This window comes from Rhodoferax sp. GW821-FHT07F03 (genome assembly GCF_059418745.1).
The window spans coordinates 72,503-97,069 of the sequence record NZ_JBWKQM010000009.1 but is presented as its reverse complement, the minus strand read 5'-3'; the positions used below and the strand labels follow the sequence as shown (position 1 = coordinate 97,069).

Below are 24,567 nucleotides of genomic sequence, written 5' to 3'. Positions count from 1 at the left end.
ATCTAGAGGGTGGCCATGTCGATCACGAAGCGGTACTTCACATCGCTTTTGAGCATGCGGGCGTAGGCGGCTTCAATCTGGTCCATAGCGATGGTTTCGATATCGGCGGTGATGCCGTGCTGGGCGCAAAAGTCCAGCATCTCCTGCGTCTCGCGGATGCCGCCGATCAGCGAACCGGCAATACGGCGTCGCCGCATGATCAGGCCAAACACATTGGGCGAGGGGTGGGCGTGCTCGGGCGCACCTACCAGCGTCATGGTGCCGTCGCGCTTGAGCAGGCCGATGAAATCATCCAGATTGTGCGAAGCCGCCACGGTGTTCAGAATGAAGTCGAAGCTATTGGCGTGCGCGGCCATTTCGTCGGCGTTCTTGGACACCACGACCTCCTTGGCGCCCAGGCGCAGCGCGTCTTCGCGTTTGCTGGCCGAGGTGGTGAACAGCACCACATGCGCGCCCATGGCGGCGGCGATCTTCACACCCATATGGCCTAGCCCGCCCAGGCCGACGATGCCCACCTTCTGGCCCGGCCCCACCTTCCACTGGCGCAGCGGCGAATAGGTGGTGATACCGGCGCACAGCAGCGGCGCCACGGCGGCCAGGTCGGCCTCGGCGTGGCTGATCTTCAGCACAAAGGATTCGCGCACCACCATGTGGCTGGAGTAGCCGCCGTAGGTGTTGGTACCGTTGGGGAACAACGGGCCGTTGTAGGTACCGGTAAAGCCGTTGTCGCAATACTGCTCCAGGTCTTCGGCACAGGCGCTGCAGTGCTGGCAGCTGTCCACCATGCAGCCCACGCCGACGATGTCGCCTACCTTGTACTTGGACACCAAGTTGCCTACGGCGGTAACGCGGCCCACGATCTCGTGGCCGGGCACGGAAGGGTAGATGGCGTTCTGCCATTCATTGCGCACGGTGTGCAGATCGGAATGGCAGACGCCGCAGTACAGCACGTCCAACGCCACGTCCTGCTCACCAGGGTCGCGGCGTTCGATATCAAGAGGCGCCAGTGCGGCAGTGGGGGATGTGGCGGCGTAGGCTTTGGCGATGCTCATTGGGGCTCTCCGTGAAAGGGAAAGCGGGCATGGTAGGCCTAAGCTGCACCGCGTGCAGCACAGGGTTATTCAGGCACCCGACTGCAGGCTCTTGCGGTAGGCCGCCAGGCCAAAATCATAGGCACCGCCCGTGCTGCTGCCCTGGTTGCTGCTGCTGTACAGCCCCAAGGACGCCAACATGCCTTGCTGGCTTTTCAGAATGCTGGCGCGCTGGGCCAGGGAGGACAGATACAGGCCCAGATGGCCGTCCATCGCCAGCTCCTGCGTGCTGGCAGCCGACACCTGCTGGCCCAGCGCCCCCAGGCCTTGGGCCACGGCGATCGGGTCGGCTTTTTGCGCGGCTTCAAAAGCGTTTGCATCCAACACCAGCTTGCCATTCGCACCCAGGTCCAAACCGAGTTGGCCCAACACGCTCTGGCTGCCGTTCTTGGCGTTCACCGCATGCAGCAGGTCCTTGATGGTGCGCAGCGCACTTTGCGTGGCCGCACCATCACCGGTGACCGAGGCGGCAGCCTTGGCGCTGTCGATGGCGGAGTTGTAGGCCGCCACGAACTGGCCGAGTGCGGCTTTCTGCGCGGCCGGCTTGCTACTGCTCGACGCCGCCGCCAGGGCTTGGCCCACGGTCTGTACATCCGACAGCGCAGACTTGAGCTTGCCAAACGAGGACAGCTGGGCCGTGGCCACGTCCACCTGCGCCTGTATGCGCTTTTCAGCCCTTTGAAAGCCGGGCTGTGCCGACAGGCCCGTGCTGCCGGTCTGCTGGCTCGCGTTCGTCCCCAGGTAGAGGGCTACCGCGTTGGCCTTGACGAAGTCGTTGATATTCATGGTGCAGCCGGGCAGCGTAAAAAACCGTGGCCCAGTGAACCAGTCTAGTCCTTATCGCTACAGATAGCTACGGCCGGCGAAAGGCCACCTTCTGGCTGGCCCAGTAACGCGTATCCAACGGGTCCAGCCGCACCTCGCCGCCAGTCGACGGTGCATGCACAAAACGGCCCTCGCCCACGTAAATACCGGCATGCGTACCCCGGCCAAACACCACCAAGTCGCCGGTGCGCAGCTGCTCCCGCGGCACGGCCTGGCCTTCACCTTGCAGTTGCGCCACAGTGCGCGGCAAACGCAAACCCGCGCGGCTTTGGTACACATAGCCAATCAAGCCGCTGCAATCAAAACCACCGTCCGGTGTGTTGCCGCCGTAGCGGTAGGGCGTGCCCACCAGGCTCAGTGCATACAGGGTGACATCGTTCGCCTGGTCTACCGACAGGCGTGAAGGAATATCGACCGGGTTGATGGCGCTGCTGGCCTCCGGCGCCCGGGGCGAACTGGCGCAGCCGCCCAGGACCAGCAGCGCGGCGGCCAACGGAAAAATACAAAAACTTTGACGGATATGCATAGCGGCCCCACTGTACTAGCAGCTGGGATGCGTAGCGGCACTGTTCAGTTCCACTTCCATACCACCCAGGCACTCATCGCGGCACCGACCAGCCACAGCGCGAGCGTCTGTGACACGGCATAGGGATACAGCATCAAGGCCAGGCCCACGCAAATATGGTCCTTACGCTCGGCCTTACGGCCATGGCGAAAAGCGATATAGCCAACAATGCTGAACAGCAACACGCCCACCAGATAGGCCGGACTGGGCAAGCTCAGTCCCATGGACTGCAAGGTATCCAAATCATTCATGCGGCATGGTAAACCGACGCCATGCCGCAGCCGTGGCGCTTAGCCTATCTTTACCGGCGCCCCGGTGCGCGCGCTTTCGTACAGCGCATCCAATATCTCCATCACCACCAGGCCCTGGTCACCCCCCGCGGGATGCGGCTGGCCGCTGAGTATGGCCTCGGCGTAGTCGTGCATGGCCGACTTGGCCAACGCCGTGGGCGGGCACAGGTGCATATCCACCGGCGCGCCGTTGACCTCGGTGAACACATGGGCGTCGAAGGTGTAGCCTTCATTCAAATTCTTCTGCAGCAGGCCGCCCTTGGTGCCCAGCAGCCGGGTTTCCATCAGCTCGGCCTCCTGGATGTTGGCAGCCCAGGAGGCCTCCAGCGCCAGCGTGGCGCCGTTTTCAAAGCGGATGAAGCCGGCGGCCAAGTCTTCTACGTCAAAGGTCTTGCCGGCCTTGCTGGCGATCTCGCTGGCGATGGGGTTATAGGTGCTGCCCATCACCCAGGTCGGCTGCGGGTAGCCCATCAGCCATAAAGCCAGGTCCAGGCGGTGCACGCCCAGGTCGATCAGCGGGCCGCCGCCGGCCAGGTCCTTGGTGCCGAACCAACCGCCAAAGCCTGGCATGCCCCGGCGCCGGTGCCAGATGCTGCGGCCAAAGTAAAAGTCGCCAAACAGGCCAGCATCCACCTGCGTCTTCAGCGCACGTGAAGCAGCCGAGAAGCGGTACGAAAAATTGATCATCAGCCGCTTGCCCGCTGTATTCGCAGCGTCCAGCATTTCGCGGCCCTCTTGCGCGTTCATCGCCATCGGCTTTTCACACAGCACATGGCAACCTGCGGCCAGTGCGGCCAGGGTCAGCTCCTTGTGGAATTTATTCGGTGTGCAGACGCTGACTACGTCCAGCTGGGCGTTGTCCAGCAGGGCCGCCGCACTGGCGTAGCGCTTGGCAATACCAAACTCATCGCCCACCAATGCCAGCCGCTCCGCGTCCGGGTCGGCAATCGCCACCACCTCAACCAGCGGGTGTTCCTGCCAGCCCTTGATGTGGTGCCGGCCTATGCCCAGGCCGATGACGCCTACGCGTAATTTTTGTACTGCGCTCATACGAGATCTGCCTTGGTTTGGGTGATGCCAACATTGGTGAAACCGGGCTTGTGGCTGATGGGCTCCAGCGGCGCCGCATTCGGGCACACGTCCACGATGTTCACGCGCGGCACGGCCCATTGCACGGCGTTGGCGATCACGCGCTGCACGTTTTTGTCGTGGTAGGTCGGGTAGGCCTCGTGGCCGGGGCGGAAGTAAAAGATGCGGCCATGGCCACGCTCCCAGCAGCAGCCCGAGCGGAACACTTCGCCACCCTCGAACCAAGAGATGAACACCGTGCTGTCCGGCTGCGGAATGTCAAAGCGTTCGCCGTACATCTCTTCATTCGGCAGCTCGAAATATTCGCCCAGGCCGGCAGCGATGGGGTGCGATGGCTCGACCACCCAGAGGCGCTCTTTCTCGTGCGCTTCACGCCATTTCAACGAGCAGTTGGTACCCATCATGCGGCGGAAGATCTTGGAGAAATGGCCGGAGTGCAACACGATCAGGCCCATGCCTTCCAGCACGCGTTTTTGCACACGGTCAACGATGGCGTCTTCCACCAGGTTGTGCACCTTGTGGCCCCACCAGACCAGCACATCACAGTGTGCCAGGCGCTCTTCGCTCAGGCCATGCTCGGGCTCGTCCAGCGTGGCCGTCGTCACATCCAGTGCCAGCGTGCCGGGGCTGCGCTGCAGCGCCTGGGCGATGGTGGTGTGCAGACCCTCGGGATAGATGGCGCGGACGGCGTCGTTTTCGCGTTCATGGCGAAATTCGTTCCACACAATAACAGAAATACGGGTTTTCACGGATAGGCTCCTGGGTTAGTAATTTATGTCGGTCTGTCCAGCTAAGTGGCCTAGACTGTAGGCTTGCGATCGGGCTGTCTCAAGCGCGATTGCTGCCAAAAAACCGCAATGAATAGCAAAAATCATGGACCGCCGACTTGAAGCCAGCTCCTGCCTGCAGGCCAGCCTCGACGCACCAGCCAACGGACCGGAGGCCCATGCCATGCGCCAACACCTGGGTGATTTCGTACAGCGCGCCATGGCCGGCCAGCTGCGGGTGCACCTGCCGCACAGCGCACAGGTCACGCGCGGCGAAGGGCATTTCCATATCGGTCCCGAGCTGTTCTTGCAGACCAGCGGCTGGACCCGCTTCCGCTTTCCCTACGGCCAGCTGACCCTGGGTCCGGGTGAGGCACTGCTGATGCCTCCGCAGCTGCTGCACCACGAACAGGTGGGCGCGGACGGCCCGCAAGCCTTTGCCAACCTGGTGGTCTACGCCGAAGCCCATGCGCTGACCTGCCATCTGGCCCAGGAAATCCACCCTGGCCAACCCGGCATACGCCATCTGGAAATGCGCCAGCACCCGCAGGCCCGGCCCATCCACGACTGGCTGGCCGACGCCGCCCGCCTGGGCCAGGGGGACGATGCCGCCTGGGCGCGCACACAAATACAGGCCCTGGTGGCCGCCGCAACTTCCGGCGTACTGCGCGCGCTGGACACGCTGGACCCACAGGCCACGCCCGAATCCACCTGGGTCACCAAGGTGCGCGTGCTGGTGCAAAACCAGCTGGGCGACCAGGATTTGAGCGTGCGCGGCCTGGCCCAGCAATGCGGCTGCACGGCAGACTACCTGTCGCACCTGTTTCGCCAGCAAACCGGAGAAGCCCTGGTGGCCTATATCAACCGCATGCGCATCAACCGTGCGGCCCGGCTGCTGACCGACAACGCGCTGGCGGTAAAAGAAGTCGCCTGGGCCTGCGGTTTTGCCAACCCCAGCTACTTCATCCACACCTTCCGCGCGCAGCATGGGCAAACACCCAAAAGCTACCGGCAAACCCGGGCTGTGGTGAAATCTGCGGCATGAAAACCCTCATCTTCGCGGGCAGCACCCGCCAACAGTCGTACAACCGCAAACTGGCTGCGGCCACCACCCTGCTGGCCACCGCCGCCGGGGCCGAGGTGACACACATCGAGCTGGCCGACTTCAACATCCCCATGTACAACGCCGACCTGGAGGCCGAAGGCACACCGGCCGACGTGATGCGCCTGAAGCAGCTGATGTTCGAGCACCCGGCCTGGATCATCTGCGCGCCCGAGTACAACGGCAGCTACCCCGCCCTGCTGAAGAACACGCTGGACTGGGCCTCCAGCCCGGTCAAGACCGACCCGGTGTGGAAGGACGGCATGCGCTCCTTCAGCGGCAAGGTGGTGGGCCTGCTGAGCGCCTCACCCGGCGGCCTGGGCGGCCTGCGTTCGCTGTCGCACCTGGCACCGCTGATGCTGAACCTGCAGTGCTGGGTCAGCCCCAAGCAGTTCGCTCTCAGCCGCGCCTTTGAAGCCTTTGCCGAAGACGGCAGCTTGAAGCAAGACGCGCACCGCACCGGCGTGCAAACCGTCATCGACCAGGTGCTGTGGGCTGCCCGCAAGTTCCATGCTTGATTGGCCTCTGGCGCAGGTAATACGTGCGCTTGCAGCTCTCAATTTAATAGCATATGGAATGTAGACTCGGTTGCGGTGCGTGTTGCATCGCGCCCAGCATCAGCTCGCCCATTCCGGGCATGCCGGTCATCAATGGCATCAGCAAGCCGGCTGGCGTGCGCTGCGTGCAGCTGGACGAAGCCAACCTGTGCCGCATCTTCGGCCAGCCAGAGCGCCCGGCGGTGTGTGGCCAGTTGCAGCCCGCAGCAGACATGTGCGGCAGCAGCCAGGTCCACGCCATGCACTTCCTGGCACAACTGGAAATCGCCACCCGGCCTAGCACAACGCCGGTTTAGGCGCATCCCACAAGGCTTTTTGTTTGGGTTTACCCTGCGCTTTTTGCAAGACAGGAACCCGCATGACTTCATTGTTCGACCCGGTACAGGCCGGTAGCCTGCAACTGGCCAACCGCATCGTGATGGCACCGTTGACGCGCAACCGTTCGCCCAACGCCATTCCTACCCCGCTGGTGGCCGAGTACTACGCCCAACGCGCCAGCGCCGGCCTGCTGATCACCGAAGCCACCGCCATCAGCCAACAAGGCCAGGGCTATGCCGACGTGCCCGGCCTGTACGGCACTGAGCAGCTGGACGGCTGGAAGCGCGTCACTGACGCGGTGCACGCCCAAGGCGGCAAGATCGTGGTGCAGATATGGCATGTAGGCCGCGTCTCGCATGTGGACCTGCAGCCCGACGGCCAGGCGCCGGTGGCGCCCTCGGCCATCGCCGCCAAAACCAAGACCTATCTGATCAAGGACGGCCAGGGCCAGTTTGCCGAAACCTCGGTACCGCGTGCGCTGGACGCCGAAGAGCTGCCCGGCATCGTGCACAACTACCGCCACGCGGCACGCAATGCCATCCAGGCCGGTTTTGACGGTGTGGAAGTACATGCGGCCAACGGCTACCTGCTGGACCAGTTCCTGAAACGCGGCGCCAACCAGCGCACCGACGACTATGGCGGCAGCATTGAAAACCGGGCCCGCCTGCTGCTGGAAGTGATGCGCGCCGTGGCCGAAGAAATCGGCGGCGGCCGCACCGCGCTGCGCATTTCGCCAGTGACCCCAGCCAACGACATCCACGACCCCGATCCGCAGCCCCTGTTCGACTACGTGGTGCGCGCATTGGCGCCGCTGGGCCTGGCCTATGTGCACGTAGTGGAAGGCGCCACCGGCGGCCCACGCGAGCTGCCCGAGCGCCCGTTTGATTATGCTGCCCTGAAGACCGCCTACCGCCAGGCCGGTGGCAAAGCCGCCTGGATGGTGAACAACGGCTTCACCAAGGCCCTTGCCGAGCAAGCCCTGCGCAATGGAGACGATCTGGTGGCCTTTGGCAAGCCTTTTATCAGCAACCCGGACCTGGTACGCCGCCTGCGTGAAAACGCGCCCCTGAACCCGCCTGACCAGGCGACTTTCTACGGCGGCGGCGCCAAGGGCTATACCGACTACCCGATGCTGGTGGTTTAAACCGCCCGGCAACCCGTCTAAAGCCTCCACGGCGTGCCTTTGGCCGCTGTGGAGGCTTTTTTTATGGTTTTCAACAAAATCGGTCTGTAGCGCAGGTATTACCTGCGTAGAAAGCTATCAATTAAATAGCAAATGCGATTTCAAAAAATTTTTGACCGCTACTGGCACCTGGCTAGAAATCCACGGATCGCATGCGGACTTTGGTGTTGGTTATTCTTCTAAATCTTTTATTAATACATAGTAGTAGTAGTAAGCATTGGCACTGTCTGTGGGTAAGCCAGTTTTTGGCTTTGCAATCAACAGCTTAGGCCGTGTACCTGGATGTGCGTGACCCTGACTTTTTGGTGTCACGCAAATATGAACAACTTTTGAAACCCATGATCTCCTGTGGATAACTACTGCGTTGTGCCAGAACTATCCACAGGCTTTTAAACACAGGATCTGTATGGCTACCTCTTTGAAGATTGATTTCGTTTCTGATGTCTCCTGTCCCTGGTGCGTGGTGGGTCTGAAGTCGCTGGAACAGGCGCTGGACCGCGTGGGCGACAGCATCCAGACGGAGCTGCACTTCCAGCCCTTCGAGCTGAATCCGCAAATGGCGCCCGAGGGAGAAGACACCACCGAACACTTGGCCCGCAAATACGGCTCCACCCCGGAGCAAGCCGCCGCCAACCGCGAAAACATCCGCGCCCGGGGTGCTGAGCTGGGTTTCACCTTCCGCATGGACAAGCGCCACCGCATCTACAACACCTTCGATGCGCATCGCCTGCTGCATTGGGCCGAGCTGGAAGGCAAGCAGCGCGCGCTGAAGCAGGCTTTGTTCGACGCGTATTTCACCGAGGGCGAAGACCCCAGCTCGCACGCCTTGCTGGTGCGCGTGGCTGGTCAGGTGGGCCTGGATACTGAGCAAGCTAAAGCGATTCTGGAATCGGGCACTTATGCCGACGAGGTGCGTGAGCGCGAACGCTTCTATACCGACAACGGTATCCATTCGGTGCCCGCCATCATCATCAACGATAGGCATTTGATCTCGGGCGGCCAGCCGCCCGAGGTGTTTGAGCGCGCTTTACGTCAAATTGCGGCTGATTCTTAGCTCACCTCCAGGCTCCAGTGCTTCGCACTTTCCGCCAACCCCCTTGCAGGGGGCAACAGCAGCAGCCTGGCAAAGCCAGTTCTGCGCTGTTTCTGGAAGGCACGTTTTCTATCTGTGCGTGGAGCCGATACGCACCAAGCCAGCGCTGCTAGCCGAATTGCGCCCCACTTTGTGCACATAGGTGGTGCACTTTGTACACAATCTGCGCTTTGTATTGAGCACATAAGTTGGCACGGCCTATGCATAGGGCATCCCTATGCAAGCCTCCACCCCCACTTCTTCGCCCTCGGCCATCGAAATCATCGCGCTGACCAAGCGCTATGGATCGGGCAAGCCAGCGGTAGACAGCATCAATCTGCGCATCGCCAGCGGTAGCTACTGCTGCCTGCTGGGTCCGTCGGGCTGCGGCAAGAGCACCACGCTGCGCATGGTGGCGGGACACGAGTCGGTCAGCAGCGGCGATATCCTGCTGGAGAACCGCAACATCACCGACCTGCCTGCGGCCGACCGCGGCACGGCGATGATGTTCCAGAGCTTTGCGCTGTTCCCCCATCTGTCCGCGCTGGACAACGTGGCCTTCAGCCTGAAGATGAAAGGCGTGGACAAGGCCCAGCGCCATGCCAAGGCCAAGGACTTGCTGGAACGTGTGGCCATGGGCCATCTGGCGGACCGCAAGCCGGGTGAATTGTCTGGTGGTCAACAGCAGCGCGTAGCCCTGGCCCGTGCGCTGATCACCCAGCCCAAGGTACTGCTGCTGGACGAGCCTTTGTCCGCGCTGGACCCGTTCCTGCGCATCCAGATGCGTGCTGAGCTGCGCCGCTGGCAAAAAGAACTCGGCCTGACCTTCATCCACGTGACCCACTCGCAGGAAGAGGCCATGGCCCTGGCCGACACCATGGTGGTGATGAACCACGGCTTGATCGAGCAAGTGGGTTCGCCGCACGAGGTCTACAACCGCCCGGCCAGTGAATTCGTGGCGCGCTTCATGGGCGGCCACAACGTGCTGGACACAACCGCCGGCAAGATTGGCGTGCGTACCGACCACATGCAGATCATTCCCGCCGAATCGGCCCAGCCAGACGGCCCGCACAACATGCGCGCCGTGGTCAGCGATGTGGAGTACCAGGGCACCTATGTGCTGTTGGGCCTGCAAAAACCCGGTGTGGCGCAAACCGCCAACAGCACGGCTGAATTTTCTGTGATGGTGTCCGAGGCGCAATTCGCGGCCCGGCCCTACAGCGTCGCTGAAAAAGTCCAGCTGGCATGGGCTCCGGAGGCCGCCCATTCCTTGAGCCAAGCATCTGCCCCCGTTTCCGTTCCCGCCACGGCGTAAGTCGTTTTCTACTGCAACCCCCAGGAGTTTTCACCATGTCTGACGTACTACCCAAACCCACCAACGCTCTCGCAGCCACCATGCAGCGCCGTTCCCTGCTCAAGGGCACCGCAGGTATTTTGGCCACCGGCATTTTCCCGGCCGTGCATGCGGCAGACCCGATTGTTCTGCGCTACCTGGGCACTGCGGTGAACCAGGACAAAGAGATCGCCGACAAGTTCGAAAAAGACACCGGCATCAAGATCCAGTACGTGGCCGTGACCACCGACGACGTGACCAAGCGCGCCGTTACCGCACCCAATAGCTTTGACCTGATCGACTCCGAATACTTCTCTCTGAAGAACATCGTGCCGACCGGCAACCTGAAGGGCATCGACACCAAGCGCATCAAGAATGCCGACAAGATCACCACGCTGTTCACCAAGGGTGAAGTCGGCGGCAAGAAGGTCGGCGACCAAGGCACCGCGCCCAAGAAGGTGATCTACCTGGAAGGCGAAAAGAGCAAGAAGTTCTCCGCCACGCCTACCCAGTTCATGAGCCTGATCCCCACGGTGTACAACGCCGACACGCTGGGCATCCGCCCTGACCTGATCAAGCGCCCCATCTCCTCCTGGGCCGAGTTGCTGAACCCTGAATTCAAGGGCAAGGCAGCGATTCTGAACATCCCCTCCATCGGCATCATGGACGCTGCGATGGTGGTGGAAGCCATGGGCATCTACAAGTACCCCGACAAAGGCAATATGACGAAGAAGGAAATTGATCTGACGATCAAGACCCTGATCGAAGCCAAGAAACAAGGCCAGTTCCGCAGCCTGTGGAAGGACTTCAACGAGTCCGTTAATTTGATGGCTTCCGGCGAAGTGGTGATCCAATCCATGTGGTCGCCTGCCGTGACCGCCGTGCGCACCAAAGGCATTGCCTGCAACTTCCAGCCGCTGAAGGAAGGCTACCGCGCCTGGGCTTCCGGCTTTGGTTTGCCCGCCACCCTGTCTGGCAAGAAGCTGGATGGCGCTTATGAGTTCATCAACTGGTTCCTCGACGGCTGGGCCGGTGCCTACCTGAACCGCCAAGGCTATTACAGCGCCGTGCTGGACACTGCCAAAGCCAAGATGGAAGCCTACGAATGGGCTTACTGGATGGAAGGCAAGCCTGCTTCGCAAGACATCAAGAGCCCGCACGGCGATCTGCTGGCCAAGAAGGGCGAAACCCGCGACGGCGGCAGCTACGAAGACCGCATGGGTGGCATCGCCTGCTGGAACGCCGTGATGGACGAGAACGCCTACATGGTGCAGAAGTGGAATGAGTTCGTAGCCGCGTAAATAGGCTCACCCCCAGGCTCCAGTGCTACGCACTTTCCGCCAACCCCCTTGCAGGGGGCACAACCAGCGGCCTGGCAAAGCCAGTTCCGCGGTTGTTCTGGAAGGGGCGTCGCTTCGCTTGCCTTGCTTGGGGGCATTCGTTTCACTTCCGTTGTTGTGAAACGAATGCTTCTTTTGAATTAAATCGGCCTGTAGCGCAGGTACTGCCTGCGCAAGCAGCTACGATTTTGATAGTAACGTGGACACACACCGATGAGCACACCTAGCGCACCACTTCCTTCGCCTACGGCTGCGCCGGGCCGCAGCATCGCGGCCTGGTGGCAGGCTTTGCCTTTGACCACGGTGTTTTTTCTGTTCTTTCTGGTACCGCTGGCGCTGGTGCTGATGGTCAGCTTTTGGGACTACAACCAGTATGAGCTGCTGCCGGACATCACGTTCAAAAACTACCTGGCGGTGTTTGAAGGCTGCTTGTCGCCCGGCGATATGTGCGTCACCTTCAAGACCTATCTGTCCACCTTCAAATTTTGTTTGCTGGTCTGGCTGATCACGCTGGTGATCGGCTTCACAGTGTCGTATTTTCTGGCCTTCCACATCAAGTCCAGTGGCGTGCAGGTGGTGCTATTCGTGCTGTGCACGATTCCGTTCTGGACCTCGAATGTGATCCGCATGATCGCCTGGGTGCCGCTGCTGGGGCGCAACGGGCTGGTGAATGAAGTGCTGCTGACCATGGGCATGGTCGATAAGCCGGTGGAGTGGCTGCTGTTCTCCAGCTTCTCGGTGGTGCTGGCCTTTGTGCACCTGTTCACCACTTTCATGATCGTGCCGATCTTCAACAGCATGATGCGTATCGACCGCAGCCTGATCGAAGCCGCCAACGACAGCGGTGCCTCGGGCTGGCAAACACTGTGGAATGTGATCGTGCCGCTGTGCCGCTCCGGCATCATCATCGGCTCCATCTTCGTCATCACCATCGTGATGGGCGACTTCGTCACCATCGGCGTGATGGGGGGCCAGCAAATTGCCTCGGTGGGCAAGATCATCCAGGTGCAGACCTCGTACCTGCAGTTCCCACTAGCCGCGGCCAACGCCATGATTCTGCTGGCCCTGGTCCTGATGATCATCTGGGCGCTGACCCGCATGGTCGACATTCGCAAGGAGCTGTGAGATGAACCTGAACAAAAAGCCCGCCGCCTTCTGGGTGCTGGCGCTGATTTTTGTAGCCTATGTGCTGTTCCTGTACGGCCCCATGCTGGTCATCGTGGTGCTCAGCTTCCAGGGCCCCGATGGTGGGCTGACATTCCCGATGCGGGGCGTGTCGCTGCACTGGTTTCGTGAGCTGTTCAAAGGGCTGGGCGTGGTGGACATCGGCGCCGCGCTGACGCGTTCGCTGGGTCTGGGGCTGACGGTGATGGCGTTCACCGTGGTGCTCTCGGTGCTGGCTGGCCTGGCGTTTCGCAAGAAGCTCAGCGGCGGCAGCGTGCTGTTCTTCATCGTGGTGGCCAGCCTGATCATGCCGTCCATCATCGTGTCCCTGGGCATTGGCCTGGAGTTCCGCCTGCTCGACAGCGGCATCAAGAAGGTGCTGGAAACCCTGGGCTGGCAGGACACGCTGGACAGCTACGGCACGGCCCTGGGCATTTACACCTCGGCCCTGGGCGCGCATCTGACCTGGACCCTGCCCTTTGGCCTGCTGATCATGTTCGCCATCTTCAACCGCTTCAACCCGTCCTATGAAGAAGCCGCCCGCGACCTGGGCGCGACGCCCTGGCAGACCTTCAAGCATGTGGTGCTGCCGCTGATTGCGCCGTCGGTGGTCGGCATCGCCATGTTCGGCTTCACCCTTTCGTGGGATGAAATTGCCCGCACCTCGCAGGCGATTGGCGATGTCAACACCCTGCCGCTGGAGCTGCAGGGCCTGACCACCACTGTCACCACGCCCTCTATCTACGCCATCGGCACGGTGACCACGGTGGTCTCGTTCATCGTGATGGGTCTCACGCTGATGCTGGTATGGTTGTTGAAACCCGGTAAAAAATAAACCCATAGTGCATGCCTGGCCCGATGGCCAGGACGCCAACACAAAGGCCGTTGACAGTGACCCCATCCCCCGCCCCCGCGCTCAGCGACAACGAGATATACGAGCGCATCGTCTCCGCCATCCTGGACCACCGGCTGCAGCCTGGCACCAAGCTGGTGGAAGACAAGCTGGGCGCAGCCTTTGGCGTGTCGCGCACACGCATACGTCCGGTACTGGTGCGTCTGGCGAACGAGCAGATCGTCACCATCACGCCCAACCGCGGCGCCTGCGTGGCCCAGCCCACCGAGCAGGAAGCCCGCGAAGTTTTCGAAGCCCGCCGCCTGGTGGAGCCGCCGCTGCTGGAGCGCTTTATGCAAAACGCCACGGACGCAGACATCGCCGAGCTGGCACGCTTCATTTCTGAAGAAGAGGCCGCGCGTGAAAGCGGCGACCTGCGCCACGCCATCCGCATGTCGGGCGACTTTCATTTATTGATTGCCGAGCGCGCGGGCCAGCAAACCCTGGGCCGCATCCTGCGCGAGCTGGTATCGCGCACCTCGCTGATCCTGATGACCTGGGGCCCGGTGGCACTCTCGCCCAGCAGTGCGCGGGCTGGTGCCTGCGGCTGCCTGGAGCACCGCGCCGTGCTGGACGCCATCCGCCTGCGCGACGTGAAAGAGGCTACCCGCTTGATGCGCGAACACCTGAGCCACCTGGAAGACCAGCTGCAGTTCGAACCCGTCTCGGTAGCCCCTCCCGATCTGGTCGAGCTTTTTGGCCACGCCGCCTGAGCTATGAACACCCCCGGGCTCCAGTGCTAATGCACTTTCCGCCAACCCCCGGGGCCATACCAGCAGCCCGGCAGAGCCGGTTCTGCGGTATGCCGTGCATGGTTGCTTACGTCCATAAGTACAGGGGTGGTGTTTTTCTCTCTGGTTTTCGAATCTCTCCGTTATGCGCCATCTCTTAGTTATCAACCCCAACACCAGCGACAGCGTGACCGGGTTGCTGCGTACCCATGTGCTGGCCGCCAGCGCACCCGATGTGGCCGTGCATACCGTTACCGCCCGTTTTGGCGCGCGCTACATATCGTCGGAAGCCAGTTATGCCGTGGCAGGCCATGCCACCCTGGATGCCTGGTCCAAGTGGCTGGCCCAAGGCGGGCCGGTGCCAGATGCCGTGTTGATAGGCTGTTTTGGCGACCCCGGCCTGCTGGCCTTGCGCGAGTGCAGCGCCGCACCCGTCATCGGTCTGGCCGAGGCGGCTTTCATGGAAGCCGCGCAGCATGGCCGCTTTGCCGTGGTCACTGGTGGCGCCGCCTGGAAACCCATGTTGCAGCGCCTAGCCTACAGCCTGGGCTATGGCGACAGCCTGGCCCACATCCATACCGTGGAAGCTACCGGTGCCGAGCTGGCAGCCGACCCAGAAGCTGCCTGTGCCCTGTTGGCAAAAGCCTGCAGCGATGTTGCGCAAGCCACCGGCGTGCAGGCTGTCATCCTTGGCGGCGCCGGTTTGGCCGGCATGGCGGCCCAGGTACAGACTGCGGTGGGTGTGCCAGTGATAGACAGCGTGTTGGCCGGCGCACGCCAGGCCTTGCTGGCCCCGGCCAGCGCAGTTACGCGCTCGGCCCTGCCAGGCTTGTGGATGGGTCTGTCGCCGGAGCTGATGGCTTTGGCCGGGGATGCCTGAAGGTCACCTGCAGATCGCCTGAACCCAACCTCGGCCCAGCGTGCATCTTCGCGCCTTGCACATGCAGGCGGCGGATAGTGCCTAGCGCACAAAGTATGACGCCTTCAAATTTGATGAACTCATGTAAATTGATGCGCCATCATCAAAAAATGATAAAAATATCGTAACGAATAAGGGGAATTTCGTTAATTTTTTATATTAACGATAAAAACGATTAATTTGTAATCGTGTTTGTTTGATTTGTATCAAGTTGAGTACTGCCTGCAACGTCCACCATTGCAGCAGCGGTCAAGTTATCGGACGGAATCACCCGCAATTGCCTCTGATTCAGTGCTGACCGCATTTAGCAGTTATCAAACAGGAGATACACCCATGACTGTTCCCGCCTCCAACCATCCATGCTGGCAACGTCTTGCCAGCGGCGGCATCGCCCGCCTGAAAACCCAACATCTGGGAACTCAGTTGATGACGAAACGCATCGAGCGCAGCACGGACTCACTTGCTGTCAAAGCCAGTGAACTGCATGCTTACTTCGCCAAATGGGAAAGAGCACTCCCAGCCGAAGTATCTCAACTTGCCTCTTTTTAATTGGAGTCCTCCATGAACGAACTCATTTCCGTAGCCGCGGCGGCCGAACTCATCCGTAAAGGTGCTGCATTGAGCCTGGCTGGTCCCGAATCCGCCTTGGATCAATTGCCCGCAGGCAATTGGATTGGCGGCACCATCCCGTATTTCATGGTGGCCGGAGGCGGTACCGTGGTGACCGAAGGCAAGGTGTTTGTGACCGATCTATCCAAGCTGGGTCACATCAGCATCGCCAGCTATGGACCTGCGGAACTCGCGGGTATTGTGGGACATGCGCCAGAGAATGGCTTTTCCCTGACCATCATTCCGGCCGGGAGCCAATCCCATCAGCGCTTTGCTGCCGAAGCCTCCAGCAATCCAGATGCTTTCCTGAAGCCTACGGTGGGCTGGATCTCGGGTGTGCATCTTTCGGACCTGGGCCGCGTAAGCCCCAAGGTCTACGACGGCCGCACCGCCAGCAAACACGAAGACCGGGCCGTCGTGGCGTATGTCAGTCTGCCTGCAGACAAGCTTGCATCGGTGGAAATCGTCAACCTGTTTGAACCCGATGCTGGCGATGTACTGCACTTCTCGGACACCACGTTCCAGGTAGGCGAATGTCTGGTGAACGGCAAGAAAGTCGATTTCGCGCAGTACCTGCGCAGCAACGGCCTGGATGGCGGCAAGTTGCCCCTGGTTGGCGACTTTGCGGGTGCACACATCAACGTTTCTTTACAAAACATTGATGATGTCAAAGGCGTGGTAAATCTGTATGCGCCGGTGTTTCCGGGTGTGGACTACCACTTTGCCAAGCCGGTGCCAGACTATGCAAACGCGTTCCGTGGACGCTTGGCCAAGGTGGATGCCCAGGGTGTGGTGATGGGCTGCAATTGCATCCTGAACTTCTTGTATGGAGAGCTGGAAGGCAAGGCAATCGGTGGTGTGCAGGGGCCGGTAACCTTTGGTGAAATCGCCTACCAATTGCTGAATCAGACCATGGTGATGATCCGTATTTCCTGATACGGGCAAGGCTGAACCCGGTTCAGCAGCATAGTAAACGCTATGAAAATAAGAGCTGTTAGCGCACATCCGAATTGCGCTAGCAGCTCTTTTCGTTTCCAAGAGTAAATCTGTTTCAGTTTGTTAGTTGGGTCATACGTCACAAAAAAGTACCACCCAACCTCGCCCATAATTTTGGCTCGCCTGCCTGGTGCGGCCCCAAGGGTCCGGCGCCATCCCAGCCCCTTTCCACGGGAACCGCATGACCAGCCTTTCAGACCTTACCGCCGTCTTCGGCAATGGCCTCAGCCAGCACGCCCGCCTCATCACCATCCAGGCCTCCGAAGCCAGTGGACTCCATGCCGCCTTGTCGGTAGAGCGCTTCACCGGCACAGAGGCGGTCAACGGGTTGTTCTGCTTCGATGTGGATGCCCTGTCGCTGTCCACCGACCTGCCACTGGAATCCCTTCTTGGCGAAGAACTCACGCTGCGCCTGCTGCAGGCCGACGGCAGCCAGCGTGCCTGGCACGGCTACTGCACCGATGCTGCCTGGCTGGGCACCGACGGCGGCCTGGCCCGCTACCGGCTACGGCTGGAGCCCTTTCTCGCGTTCCTGCGCCTGCGCCGCGACAGCTACATCTTCCAGGACCAGACCGCCCAGCAAATCGTTGCCGAGCTGCTGGCCGACTACCCCCAGGCCAGCCTGCAATGGCAAGCCACGCAAACGCTGTTGCCGCGCGCGATCTGCACCCAGTACCGTGAAACCGACCTGGACTTCTTCACCCGCCTGCTGGCGTCCGAAGGCCTGAGCTGGTACTTCACCCACAGCCAGGAAGATGCTGCCGGCGACGGTGAGGGCAACGCCGACAGCAGCCTGCGCGCCCGCCACCAGCTGGTGGTGGTGGACGCTGCCGCCGAGGCCCCACCCCTGCCCGGCGGCTACGGCAGCATACGCTTCCACCGCATGGATGCCACCGAATCGCTGGATGCCATCACCGCCTTCCGCTCCAGCCAGGCCGTGCGCCCCAACGCCGTGGTGCGCGCCAGTTGGCACCCCCAGCAGCTGTTGGCCCACGCCGCCGGCGCCAGCAATTCTCCAACTGCCGAGGCTGTGCCAACGTTGGAAGTTTTTGACGGCAGCGGTGAGCGACAGCTGCAGGACGCCGACCACGCGAATCGCCAGGCCCGCTGGATGCAGCAGGCTTTGGCATTGGACAGCGTTGCCTTCCACGGTGAAGGCGCGGTACGCCAGCTGCAGCCAGGGTTCAGCTTCCAGCTCACCCAGCACGACGGTTATGCCGAAGACGGCAGCAGCAACGCCTTCAAGGTCTTGCGCGTCACCCATGCCGCGGTGAATAACCTGGATATCGGCATTGGCAATGCGGGAGGCCCATCGCTGCGATCTTTCGGTCTGCTGGCAAACATGCCTGCTGGTACAGAAAGCGGAACGTACAGCAACCACTTCAGCTGCGTGCAGACCACGGTACCCATCGTCCCCCTGGCAGCCGCCCGGCCCATGCGCGCCACGGCACTAGGCCCACAAACTGCCATTGTTGTGGGTTTGCCAGATACCGCGGTGACCACCGACCGCGACCACCGTGTGAAGGTCCAATTCCCCTGGCAGCGCGGCACCCGCCCCCTGCCCGGCGGCCTGTTCGACACCGGCAACAGCATTGACACAGAAGGCAATGCCCCTGGCGACGACAGCAGCGGCACCTGGGTGCGCGTAGCCGAAGCCCTGGCCGGCCCCAACTGGGGCAGCCAGTTCACGCCGCGCATCGGCACCGAAGTGCTGGTCAACTTCGCGGACGGCGATATGGACCGCCCGGTGGTGCTGGGCCAGCTCTACAACGGTTCTGACCTGCCCCCGTTCAGCGCTGGCATGGACTCTGGCATCAACCATGCCGGCGTCATCAGCGGCATGCACAGCCAGGGCCTGGATGGCCAGGGCTACAACCAATGGGTGGTGGACGACAGCACGGGCCAGCTGCGCATGCGCTTAGGCAGCAGCACAGCCGCCAGCCAGCTCAACCTGGGCTACCTGGTCAGCCAGGCCCCCAACAGCGCGCAGCGTGGCAGCTACCGGGGCAGCGGCTTCGAGCTGCGCACCGACGCCTGGGGCGTTGTGCGCGGCGGTGAAGGCGTGCTGCTCAGCACCCATGCCCGACCCCAGCAAGGCACCAGCGTGGCATCCACCCAGATGGACGCCACGGAGAGCCTGGCCCAGCTCAAAAGCGCCCAGCAACTCACCCAGGCCCTGGCCGATGCGGCCACCCACCAGACCGCAGGCAACAGCAGCCAAGCCATTCAGGCCCACAGCGACTTCGTCACAGCCATCGACCCACAGCAAAGCGGCAAGCACCCCGGCAGCGTCAACGGCCAGCAAGCCTTCAAATCCAGCGCAGGCAGCCGTGAACTGGATACCGGCGCACCGGTAGAAAAGTTCGCTACCCCGCTGGTGCTGCTGGAAACCCCGGCCAGCACCCATTGGGCTAGCCCGGCCAGCACCGCTGTATTCGCCGGCAACCAGCTGCAATGGACCACCCAGAGCGACACCCACTGGGCCGCCGGTGCCACGCTGTCCAGCGTTTCTGGCGAGGCCACCAGCCTGTTCAGCCACGCAGGCGGTATCCAGGCCTACGCCGGCAACGGCCCGCTATCCCTGCAAGCCCATACCGACGCCCTGGAGATCCTGGCCGACCAAGCCGTCACCGTCATCAGCGTCAACGGCGACATCCAGATCCTGGCCAAAGACAAGGTCACCTTGCAGGCCGGGCAATCGTCGGTGGTGCTGGATGGCGGCAACATCACCTTTACCTGTCCGGGCACGTTCACCGTCAAGGGCGGGGCGCATCCGTTTGAGGGGCCGGGGAATGATGCGGCGGTGGTGCCGGTTTTGCCTGGTGACTTGGCTACGCTTAAGAACTGGATCGAGATTAACCACCATGATGCAGACGCGATCGCTATGGCCGGTCAGAACTACAAGATATTTTTTGAAGGCGGACAAGTCATCAGCGGCACCTTGGATGCCCAAGGTCATGCCCGACATGACGGTGTTCCCGACAAAGCACTGCGCGTAGAGTACGAACCACGCAAGCCGTTGAATGACAAGCCTTGGGATGCGCTAAACAAAGCCATTGCCGCTGCACAACAAAAACTAGGGTAAGCCAAGCCATGTGGGACGAACTCGAAAACAGCCTTGCGTGGTTCAAGGCAGCACCTGCACGCTGGGCAGAAAGTGCGAAACAAGATCTTAGCGCTGCCGCAGAGTGGATTTTGACGGTGTTGCAAGGTGACTTTGCTGAGGAGCAAAGTACAGCTCAGGCAATCACGGGAACAGTGATTTCCATGATTCCGTTTGTAGACCAGTTGTGTGACATCCGCGACGTGGTGGCCAACAGTAAAAAAATACATGAGGACAGCGACAACAAAGCCCACTGGCTGGCGTTGGCGTTGACTCTGCTGGGCCTATTTCCGGTACTTGGTTCATTGGCCAAGGGCTGCTTCAAAATCTTGTTTGCCTATGGGCGCAAAGGCGTATTCAAGGTTGGGGTGAAAGGGTTGGAGTCTGGCCTGTGGCAAGCCACCAAGCCTTGGGTGGAGGCAGGCATAGGCAAACTCAATCAATTTTTAGCACGTCCCGAAGTAGCCAGAGCACTTAAGGCATTGCATTGGGACAATGTTTATAAAGAACTGGCCAAGCTGGCCCGCGAATTGGCTGGAAAAGTCAACACGGGTGTGCTTGCCAAAGCGTTTGACACCGTTATAAAAGCACTGACCGACTTACTCGGCATGGTTCAAAAATGGGGTACTGCCGCCATGCAGACCAAAGCGGGCGAAATGCTCAAAATGGTCAAGGGCGTGCGCGACCAAGCCAACAAGAAGCTGGGTGAAGTGCTCAAGCCCTTGCAAGACTGGTTGAATCAACTTGCACGTCGCTTGGAGATTGAGTCCGATATGAACTACCGGGCCTACACGAATGCGGTGAACCCGCATAAGTTCCAGAAGCCCACGCTGGATGCGGAGATTGCGGCATTTAAGACGGATAAGCCGGCTTGGGTGGATGTGCTGAACGAAGCGAAGTATCCAGAAATGAAACGCGCTCCAACCATCCCGCCGGGTTATCCGAACGTGACATCGACCGGGCCTCGTCCCCTTCAAAATAAATTTAATACCTTCCACGACATGGCACCGATGGAGATTCCACCGGGTACGACGCTTTACCGAGTTCTGGACCCTGGCTCTTCCGATAACAGCATCTGCTGGATGACCAAGGCCGAATTCGACAAGCTCAAAAATAAGGACGACTGGCGCCGTCGCTTTGCGGTATGGACCAACTGGAACAGCAACGGTGAGTTTGTGACCTACGTAGTCCCGCCCGGCAAGCCGCTCAAGGTGTGGGAAGGCGTCACGGGTTCTCAAAAATTGAGCGATTCAGCAGGTAATGTGGTGTCCGCCGGGGCGGGCGGTAAAAAGTTCTTTCTTGAAGGTGGAGGTCGGCAAATCGTGCTTGATCCGGCAGATTTACAAAAAGAATTTTTGGGTAAACGCCAACCCACTAATTGGGGCTACAGCAGCTTCGGTGAAACCACGGACATGGTGGGCGTGCCCACTCTCACTAACAACTGGTATGAAAGCAAGAAATAAGTATGGCTACGCCCCTCATTCCCCAAGAGATTTACCTGTTGGAGCGCTATAGCTCGCTGGAATACTACCGTGATATGGTGGACGCTTGGGCCAAGATGCTGGCGGTGGCAGAGCAAGCATTACAGCAGTTCATGTTGAAGTTGCCCAGCGACTATCGCAGCCGCCATTTGTCCAACCAACCCGATATTGTTTGGGGTGAACGGGTTTTGCCCAACTTTCGATCCACTCTGGCATCGCTAGATGCGGGCTATGTGCTACTCAAACGTGGTGACCTAAGCGCTCTAGGGTTCGGTGGCAATGTGCGAAGTGCATTTCATGGGCAAACTAGCGACTACCCTTCTGATTGGATGCCGCAGGAGTTGGAGGATCAGTTTTCACATTGGCAACTCGAGGCTTTTATAAGGGGATGCAACCTATCTATTACTGAAGAGGCCGGGTGGAACTTAGGCTCTTTGACGACGCTCTACAAAGATGAAGATCGAGGCCCACTCAATCCCCCCGCTAGCTGGCCTCAATACAGCCTCAACCACAACGTTACTGTCACCACTGGCCAGCCTGTCGTGCGAAGCGGTATTTACCTCCCCGCATGCGACGATAGCTGCGCCGCTGTTTTAATCAAAGATTACGAGTGCTTTCGTGCCCATGCGGGTTACGACCCTAAGACCACGCACGAAACCTCTAGGCCAGATACCACCTGGACCCTGGTCGAACGCATTGCTGACAGTGGGGGCGGAACTTCCGGCAAAACAGACTTCAGTGCTGACGCCACCACCACCCAGCGCATACGTGTTGAAGGCGGCAAAGCATGTTCGCAAGCAGGCTGGTACTTCACCCCCGCACAGGCCAATAGCCGCCGCTTTTTTGCAGTAGGTGCGGTGATGCCCGATTTCAAAAGCAATTACGGTGCGACTATTTGGCAGTGGGATGTAAATCAGACTCAACCCATACTGTGAGAGAACCAAATGGTTAAAAAAGATCTTTCTCGCTTGAAGCCCTTGCTGCTTGTTTTGGCGACGCTGCTATCAGGTCACGCATATTCACGCGACATCTACATCGGCACACTGACGATCAAGGGTTCAACTCTGGTGCTGAAGCGCTGCGATCTGGTTCAAAACACCTACGTGCTGCGTGATACAGGCAAGCAAGCGGGACTTGTGGCCAAGTTCATCCGTGAACCAGTCCACGCCAAGGGCATTTGGTATGCCGAAGTTATCGGTGACTACGAAGAGCGGAACGGGAAAGACGGGCTCGAAGTCGTCTCATTTGAGAACGTGCAGGAAGGCAAGAGCTGCCATCTCATGGGTGCGTTTAGCGCAATGGAACACAAATAGCTGACACGTCAAAAAAGCACTTTGCATCTATTCCACCCGGACCAAAAGCTATCTAAAACATAGCAAATGTGCTGCACCCAATATCGAAAGACCGACCTGGACTTCTTAACTCAGCATGCTTGCCTGAAAACTGGTGGCGGAAGATGGCAAGCCCCGCACCTGGATGGACCCGCAGTCTGGCATGCACTTTGAGATTCGCCCCACGGGCTGGACCGATGCCAATGGCATGCACGGCTACGTCGAAGGTGGCACACCTGGCACGGTGTCGGTGGCACCTTTGGGTGCAACCGAGATCGCTACCAAAACAACCAAACCCAGCCTGGCGGGCACAGTGGCAAAGCAAACGGCCCGCGCCGGCGCGCGGAGCCAAACCAGCGACCCCGCGTCGAAGAAATAAGTACGGTCAACACAGCCATGAACAAACTCATTCCCACAGCGCTGGAGCGCCAAAAAATCTTCTACCACCTCAAGAAGTGCAGCTCCTACACGGCCTGGAACCGGGTCTTGGGTTACTACAAAATATGGGCCGACATATTCGAGAAGTCAGTGATTGAAGCGGAGGACAAGGCCACTGTAGACGGAGAGAAGCCCGAAATTGGCACGCAAAAACTTATCTTGGTACTCAAGCGTTACTCCACTTGCGAGAAATGCATTGAGCTTCTAAGACAAGGCAACAAGTCGCCGTTTCGATATGACGGGCTGCTGTGTTTCGCGGTTGCAGAAAGATCACTCGACTCTTGGAGTGAACATGCTTATCACTATGAACTAGGTGATATTGCGTTTAATCCTGATCGAGTCCCGTACTGGGACCAGATAGAAGCGGCCCATAGACAAGTCTGTGAGGCTTGGGGAGAAAACAGCGAATTTGTGCTGGAAAAGTCCGACCCCAGAGACGCGGCAGTATTCAAATTTAGCTCCTACGATCGCGATTTCTACTTCAACGGCAAGGCAAATATTGGGGCTAACGGGGTAAGCTACCCGCCCTACCACTTCCCCGTTCAATTACCGGAAGTCCCAGACCCCCAAGAAGTCGTCCTAGTCAAGTTTGGCGAGGTCGTCCCCGTCAGCGGCATCTACGAGCCCATCAACATCCCCGCGCCCAAGCGGCGTATGCTCAGTCTGCTCAAACCGCCGCCCATCACCGGCCCGTTCGAGGTGGTGGGTGCCATGAACTACCTGCACGGCGACTCCACCGCTCCGCATATCGGTGAAGGCCGTGATCCCATCCCAACCACTTGGCGCTTGCTGTGGAAGGATGATCGCTATCTGGACGGCACTATTCCCGCAGAGGAAGCGGGCTATGTATTCAACAAGCCCTCTGCACACGCAGCGCAAGCCAGCGCCCCCGCTGCCAGCAGCCAAGACGATCTTGTCTACGCCCGCAGCGGCGAGCGCACCAGCAAAGCGGGCGTGTGGGCGGTGCAAAACGCTCTGCAAGCGCGGCAGACTTTTGCTGTGGGCGATGTACTGCCCTTGCACAAAGGTGCAGAAGTTACGTGGGTTTGGTGCGAATAGGATTTCAAGCCGAATTGGCCCCTAGCGCAAATAGCACCTACGCAAGCAGCTACTAAATTAGCAGCACTTGCAGCCATGCGGTTCGCCATCGCCGGCCCCAACTGGGGCAGCCAGTTCACCCCGCGCATCGGCACCGAAGTGCTGGTCAACTTCGCGGACGGTGATATGGACCGCCCCGTGGTGCTGGGCCAGTTGTACAACGGCTCGGACCTGCCCCCGTTCAGTGCTGGCATGGACTCTGGTATCAACCATGCCGACGTCATCCGCGGCATGCATAGTCGAGGCCTAGGTGGTTAAGCTAAATTATTTGTT

At 60.2% G+C, this 24,567-nt stretch carries 26 protein-coding genes; 20 read left to right on the top strand and 6 right to left on the bottom strand.

What is annotated here, in order from left to right:
• Window positions 1-2 precede the first annotated feature (2 nt).
• The 6 genes from AC07R0_RS15090 to AC07R0_RS15065 form a co-directional block, all read right to left on the bottom strand.
• A complete protein-coding gene (locus AC07R0_RS15090; RefSeq protein ID WP_495105446.1) occupies window positions 3-1,052 on the bottom strand; it encodes an NAD(P)-dependent alcohol dehydrogenase in 1,050 nt (349 codons plus the stop codon).
• A 69-nt stretch (window positions 1,053-1,121) separates the two neighbouring features.
• A complete protein-coding gene (gene fliD / locus AC07R0_RS15085) occupies window positions 1,122-1,877 on the bottom strand; it encodes a flagellar filament capping protein FliD (RefSeq protein WP_495105445.1) in 756 nt (251 codons plus the stop codon).
• 67 nt (window positions 1,878-1,944) lie between these two features.
• Window positions 1,945-2,442: a C40 family peptidase gene (locus AC07R0_RS15080; protein ID WP_495105444.1), complete on the bottom strand. Its 498-nt coding sequence runs from the start codon at window positions 2,440-2,442 to the stop codon at window positions 1,945-1,947.
• A gap of 44 nt (window positions 2,443-2,486) precedes the next feature.
• A complete protein-coding gene (locus AC07R0_RS15075; protein WP_495105443.1) occupies window positions 2,487-2,732 on the bottom strand; it encodes a hypothetical protein in 246 nt (81 codons plus the stop codon).
• Between the two features lie 39 nt (window positions 2,733-2,771).
• Window positions 2,772-3,821 (bottom strand): Gfo/Idh/MocA family protein, encoded by a 1,050-nt coding sequence (locus AC07R0_RS15070; protein WP_495105442.1) that lies wholly within the window; start codon window positions 3,819-3,821, stop codon window positions 2,772-2,774.
• Complete coding sequence (locus AC07R0_RS15065; protein WP_495105441.1) at window positions 3,818-4,609, bottom strand: ThuA domain-containing protein; 792 nt, start codon at window positions 4,607-4,609, stop codon at window positions 3,818-3,820. Before AC07R0_RS15065 ends, AC07R0_RS15070 begins: the two co-directional genes overlap by 4 nt.
• Before the next feature lie 124 nt (window positions 4,610-4,733).
• On the opposite strand from AC07R0_RS15065, the gene AC07R0_RS15060 reads away from it, so the two are divergent.
• The 20 genes from AC07R0_RS15060 (at window position 4,734) to AC07R0_RS14965 (ending at window position 24,552) form a co-directional block, all read left to right on the top strand.
• The gene (locus AC07R0_RS15060; protein WP_495105440.1) at window positions 4,734-5,672 is read left to right on the top strand and encodes a helix-turn-helix transcriptional regulator; all 939 of its coding nucleotides are present in this window, start codon (window positions 4,734-4,736) and stop codon (window positions 5,670-5,672) included.
• A complete protein-coding gene (locus AC07R0_RS15055) occupies window positions 5,669-6,247 on the top strand; it encodes an NADPH-dependent FMN reductase (protein WP_495105439.1) in 579 nt (192 codons plus the stop codon). The genes AC07R0_RS15060 and AC07R0_RS15055 overlap by 4 nt, the downstream gene beginning before the upstream one ends.
• A 53-nt stretch (window positions 6,248-6,300) precedes the next feature.
• On the top strand, window positions 6,301-6,582 hold the full coding sequence (locus AC07R0_RS15050; protein ID WP_495105438.1) for a YkgJ family cysteine cluster protein: 282 nt from the start codon (window positions 6,301-6,303) through the stop codon (window positions 6,580-6,582).
• Window positions 6,583-6,644: 62 nt separating this feature from the next.
• Window positions 6,645-7,748, top strand: a complete 1,104-nt coding sequence (locus AC07R0_RS15045; RefSeq protein WP_495105437.1) for an alkene reductase — start codon at window positions 6,645-6,647, stop codon at window positions 7,746-7,748.
• Between the two features lie 445 nt (window positions 7,749-8,193).
• Entirely contained in the window at window positions 8,194-8,841 is a 648-nt protein-coding gene (locus AC07R0_RS15040) for a DsbA family oxidoreductase (RefSeq protein ID WP_495105436.1), read from the top strand.
• Between the two features lie 256 nt (window positions 8,842-9,097).
• Window positions 9,098-10,174, top strand: a complete 1,077-nt coding sequence (locus tag AC07R0_RS15035; protein WP_495105435.1) for an ABC transporter ATP-binding protein — start codon at window positions 9,098-9,100, stop codon at window positions 10,172-10,174.
• Window positions 10,175-10,209: 35 nt separating this feature from the next.
• Window positions 10,210-11,493: an ABC transporter substrate-binding protein gene (locus AC07R0_RS15030; RefSeq protein ID WP_495099476.1), complete on the top strand. Its 1,284-nt coding sequence runs from the start codon at window positions 10,210-10,212 to the stop codon at window positions 11,491-11,493.
• Between the two features lie 252 nt (window positions 11,494-11,745).
• Window positions 11,746-12,657, top strand: a complete 912-nt coding sequence (locus AC07R0_RS15025; RefSeq protein WP_495105434.1) for an ABC transporter permease — start codon at window positions 11,746-11,748, stop codon at window positions 12,655-12,657.
• Between the two features lies 1 nt (window position 12,658).
• Window positions 12,659-13,531 (top strand): ABC transporter permease, encoded by an 873-nt coding sequence (locus AC07R0_RS15020; RefSeq protein ID WP_495076982.1) that lies wholly within the window; start codon window positions 12,659-12,661, stop codon window positions 13,529-13,531.
• A gap of 23 nt (window positions 13,532-13,554) precedes the next feature.
• The gene (locus AC07R0_RS15015; RefSeq protein ID WP_495105433.1) at window positions 13,555-14,301 is read left to right on the top strand and encodes a GntR family transcriptional regulator; all 747 of its coding nucleotides are present in this window, start codon (window positions 13,555-13,557) and stop codon (window positions 14,299-14,301) included.
• A 163-nt stretch (window positions 14,302-14,464) separates the two neighbouring features.
• Window positions 14,465-15,199 (top strand): aspartate/glutamate racemase family protein, encoded by a 735-nt coding sequence (locus AC07R0_RS15010; RefSeq protein WP_495105432.1) that lies wholly within the window; start codon window positions 14,465-14,467, stop codon window positions 15,197-15,199.
• Window positions 15,200-15,571: 372 nt separating this feature from the next.
• Window positions 15,572-15,787 carry a hypothetical protein gene (locus tag AC07R0_RS15005; RefSeq protein ID WP_495076980.1) on the top strand — a complete coding sequence of 72 codons (216 nt, stop codon included), beginning with the start codon at window positions 15,572-15,574 and terminating at the stop codon, window positions 15,785-15,787.
• Window positions 15,788-15,799: 12 nt separating this feature from the next.
• Complete coding sequence (locus AC07R0_RS15000) at window positions 15,800-16,783, top strand: DUF6976 family protein (protein WP_495105431.1); 984 nt, start codon at window positions 15,800-15,802, stop codon at window positions 16,781-16,783.
• A 241-nt stretch (window positions 16,784-17,024) separates the two neighbouring features.
• Window positions 17,025-19,928, top strand: coding sequence for a type VI secretion system Vgr family protein (locus AC07R0_RS14995; RefSeq protein ID WP_495105430.1), 2,904 nt, complete (start codon window positions 17,025-17,027; stop codon window positions 19,926-19,928).
• A gap of 8 nt (window positions 19,929-19,936) precedes the next feature.
• Window positions 19,937-21,409, top strand: a complete 1,473-nt coding sequence (locus AC07R0_RS14990) for a hypothetical protein (protein ID WP_495105429.1) — start codon at window positions 19,937-19,939, stop codon at window positions 21,407-21,409.
• A gap of 2 nt (window positions 21,410-21,411) precedes the next feature.
• On the top strand, window positions 21,412-22,362 hold the full coding sequence (locus tag AC07R0_RS14985; RefSeq protein WP_495105428.1) for a hypothetical protein: 951 nt from the start codon (window positions 21,412-21,414) through the stop codon (window positions 22,360-22,362).
• A gap of 9 nt (window positions 22,363-22,371) precedes the next feature.
• Complete coding sequence (locus AC07R0_RS14980; RefSeq protein ID WP_495105427.1) at window positions 22,372-22,740, top strand: hypothetical protein; 369 nt, start codon at window positions 22,372-22,374, stop codon at window positions 22,738-22,740.
• Between the two features lie 181 nt (window positions 22,741-22,921).
• Entirely contained in the window at window positions 22,922-23,137 is a 216-nt protein-coding gene (locus AC07R0_RS14975; protein ID WP_495105426.1) for a hypothetical protein, read from the top strand.
• Window positions 23,138-23,154: 17 nt separating this feature from the next.
• Window positions 23,155-24,255 (top strand): Imm71 family immunity protein, encoded by a 1,101-nt coding sequence (locus AC07R0_RS14970; RefSeq protein WP_495105425.1) that lies wholly within the window; start codon window positions 23,155-23,157, stop codon window positions 24,253-24,255.
• Window positions 24,256-24,330: 75 nt separating this feature from the next.
• Window positions 24,331-24,552, top strand: coding sequence for a phage baseplate assembly protein V (locus AC07R0_RS14965; protein ID WP_495105424.1), 222 nt, complete (start codon window positions 24,331-24,333; stop codon window positions 24,550-24,552).
• Window positions 24,553-24,567: the final 15 nt, after the last annotated feature.

Bases quoted from the DNA above. Each gene is read 5' to 3' on its own strand.
- AC07R0_RS15040 (WP_495105436.1), top strand. From the start codon at position 8,194: ATGGCTACCTCTTTGAAGATTGATTTCGTTTCTGATGTCTCCTGTCCC.
- AC07R0_RS15050 (WP_495105438.1), top strand. From the start codon at position 6,301: ATGGAATGTAGACTCGGTTGCGGTGCGTGTTGCATCGCGCCCAGCATC.
- AC07R0_RS15010 (WP_495105432.1), top strand. From the start codon at position 14,465: ATGCGCCATCTCTTAGTTATCAACCCCAACACCAGCGACAGCGTGACC.
- AC07R0_RS14975 (WP_495105426.1), top strand. From the start codon at position 22,922: ATGCACTTTGAGATTCGCCCCACGGGCTGGACCGATGCCAATGGCATG.
- AC07R0_RS15070 (WP_495105442.1), bottom strand. From the start codon at position 3,821: ATGAGCGCAGTACAAAAATTACGCGTAGGCGTCATCGGCCTGGGCATA.
- AC07R0_RS15015 (WP_495105433.1), top strand. From the start codon at position 13,555: ATGGCCAGGACGCCAACACAAAGGCCGTTGACAGTGACCCCATCCCCC.
- fliD (WP_495105445.1), bottom strand. From the start codon at position 1,877: ATGAATATCAACGACTTCGTCAAGGCCAACGCGGTAGCCCTCTACCTG.
- AC07R0_RS15030 (WP_495099476.1), top strand. From the start codon at position 10,210: ATGTCTGACGTACTACCCAAACCCACCAACGCTCTCGCAGCCACCATG.
- AC07R0_RS15025 (WP_495105434.1), top strand. From the start codon at position 11,746: ATGAGCACACCTAGCGCACCACTTCCTTCGCCTACGGCTGCGCCGGGC.
- AC07R0_RS15005 (WP_495076980.1), top strand. From the start codon at position 15,572: ATGACTGTTCCCGCCTCCAACCATCCATGCTGGCAACGTCTTGCCAGC.
- AC07R0_RS15080 (WP_495105444.1), bottom strand. From the start codon at position 2,442: ATGCATATCCGTCAAAGTTTTTGTATTTTTCCGTTGGCCGCCGCGCTG.
- AC07R0_RS15000 (WP_495105431.1), top strand. From the start codon at position 15,800: ATGAACGAACTCATTTCCGTAGCCGCGGCGGCCGAACTCATCCGTAAA.
- AC07R0_RS15090 (WP_495105446.1), bottom strand. From the start codon at position 1,052: ATGAGCATCGCCAAAGCCTACGCCGCCACATCCCCCACTGCCGCACTG.
- AC07R0_RS14980 (WP_495105427.1), top strand. From the start codon at position 22,372: ATGGTTAAAAAAGATCTTTCTCGCTTGAAGCCCTTGCTGCTTGTTTTG.
- AC07R0_RS14965 (WP_495105424.1), top strand. From the start codon at position 24,331: ATGCGGTTCGCCATCGCCGGCCCCAACTGGGGCAGCCAGTTCACCCCG.
- AC07R0_RS15055 (WP_495105439.1), top strand. From the start codon at position 5,669: ATGAAAACCCTCATCTTCGCGGGCAGCACCCGCCAACAGTCGTACAAC.
- AC07R0_RS15060 (WP_495105440.1), top strand. From the start codon at position 4,734: ATGGACCGCCGACTTGAAGCCAGCTCCTGCCTGCAGGCCAGCCTCGAC.
- AC07R0_RS14985 (WP_495105428.1), top strand. From the start codon at position 21,412: ATGGCTACGCCCCTCATTCCCCAAGAGATTTACCTGTTGGAGCGCTAT.
- AC07R0_RS15020 (WP_495076982.1), top strand. From the start codon at position 12,659: ATGAACCTGAACAAAAAGCCCGCCGCCTTCTGGGTGCTGGCGCTGATT.
- AC07R0_RS14995 (WP_495105430.1), top strand. From the start codon at position 17,025: ATGACCAGCCTTTCAGACCTTACCGCCGTCTTCGGCAATGGCCTCAGC.
- AC07R0_RS15045 (WP_495105437.1), top strand. From the start codon at position 6,645: ATGACTTCATTGTTCGACCCGGTACAGGCCGGTAGCCTGCAACTGGCC.
- AC07R0_RS14970 (WP_495105425.1), top strand. From the start codon at position 23,155: ATGAACAAACTCATTCCCACAGCGCTGGAGCGCCAAAAAATCTTCTAC.
- AC07R0_RS15075 (WP_495105443.1), bottom strand. From the start codon at position 2,732: ATGAATGATTTGGATACCTTGCAGTCCATGGGACTGAGCTTGCCCAGT.
- AC07R0_RS14990 (WP_495105429.1), top strand. From the start codon at position 19,937: ATGTGGGACGAACTCGAAAACAGCCTTGCGTGGTTCAAGGCAGCACCT.
- AC07R0_RS15035 (WP_495105435.1), top strand. From the start codon at position 9,098: ATGCAAGCCTCCACCCCCACTTCTTCGCCCTCGGCCATCGAAATCATC.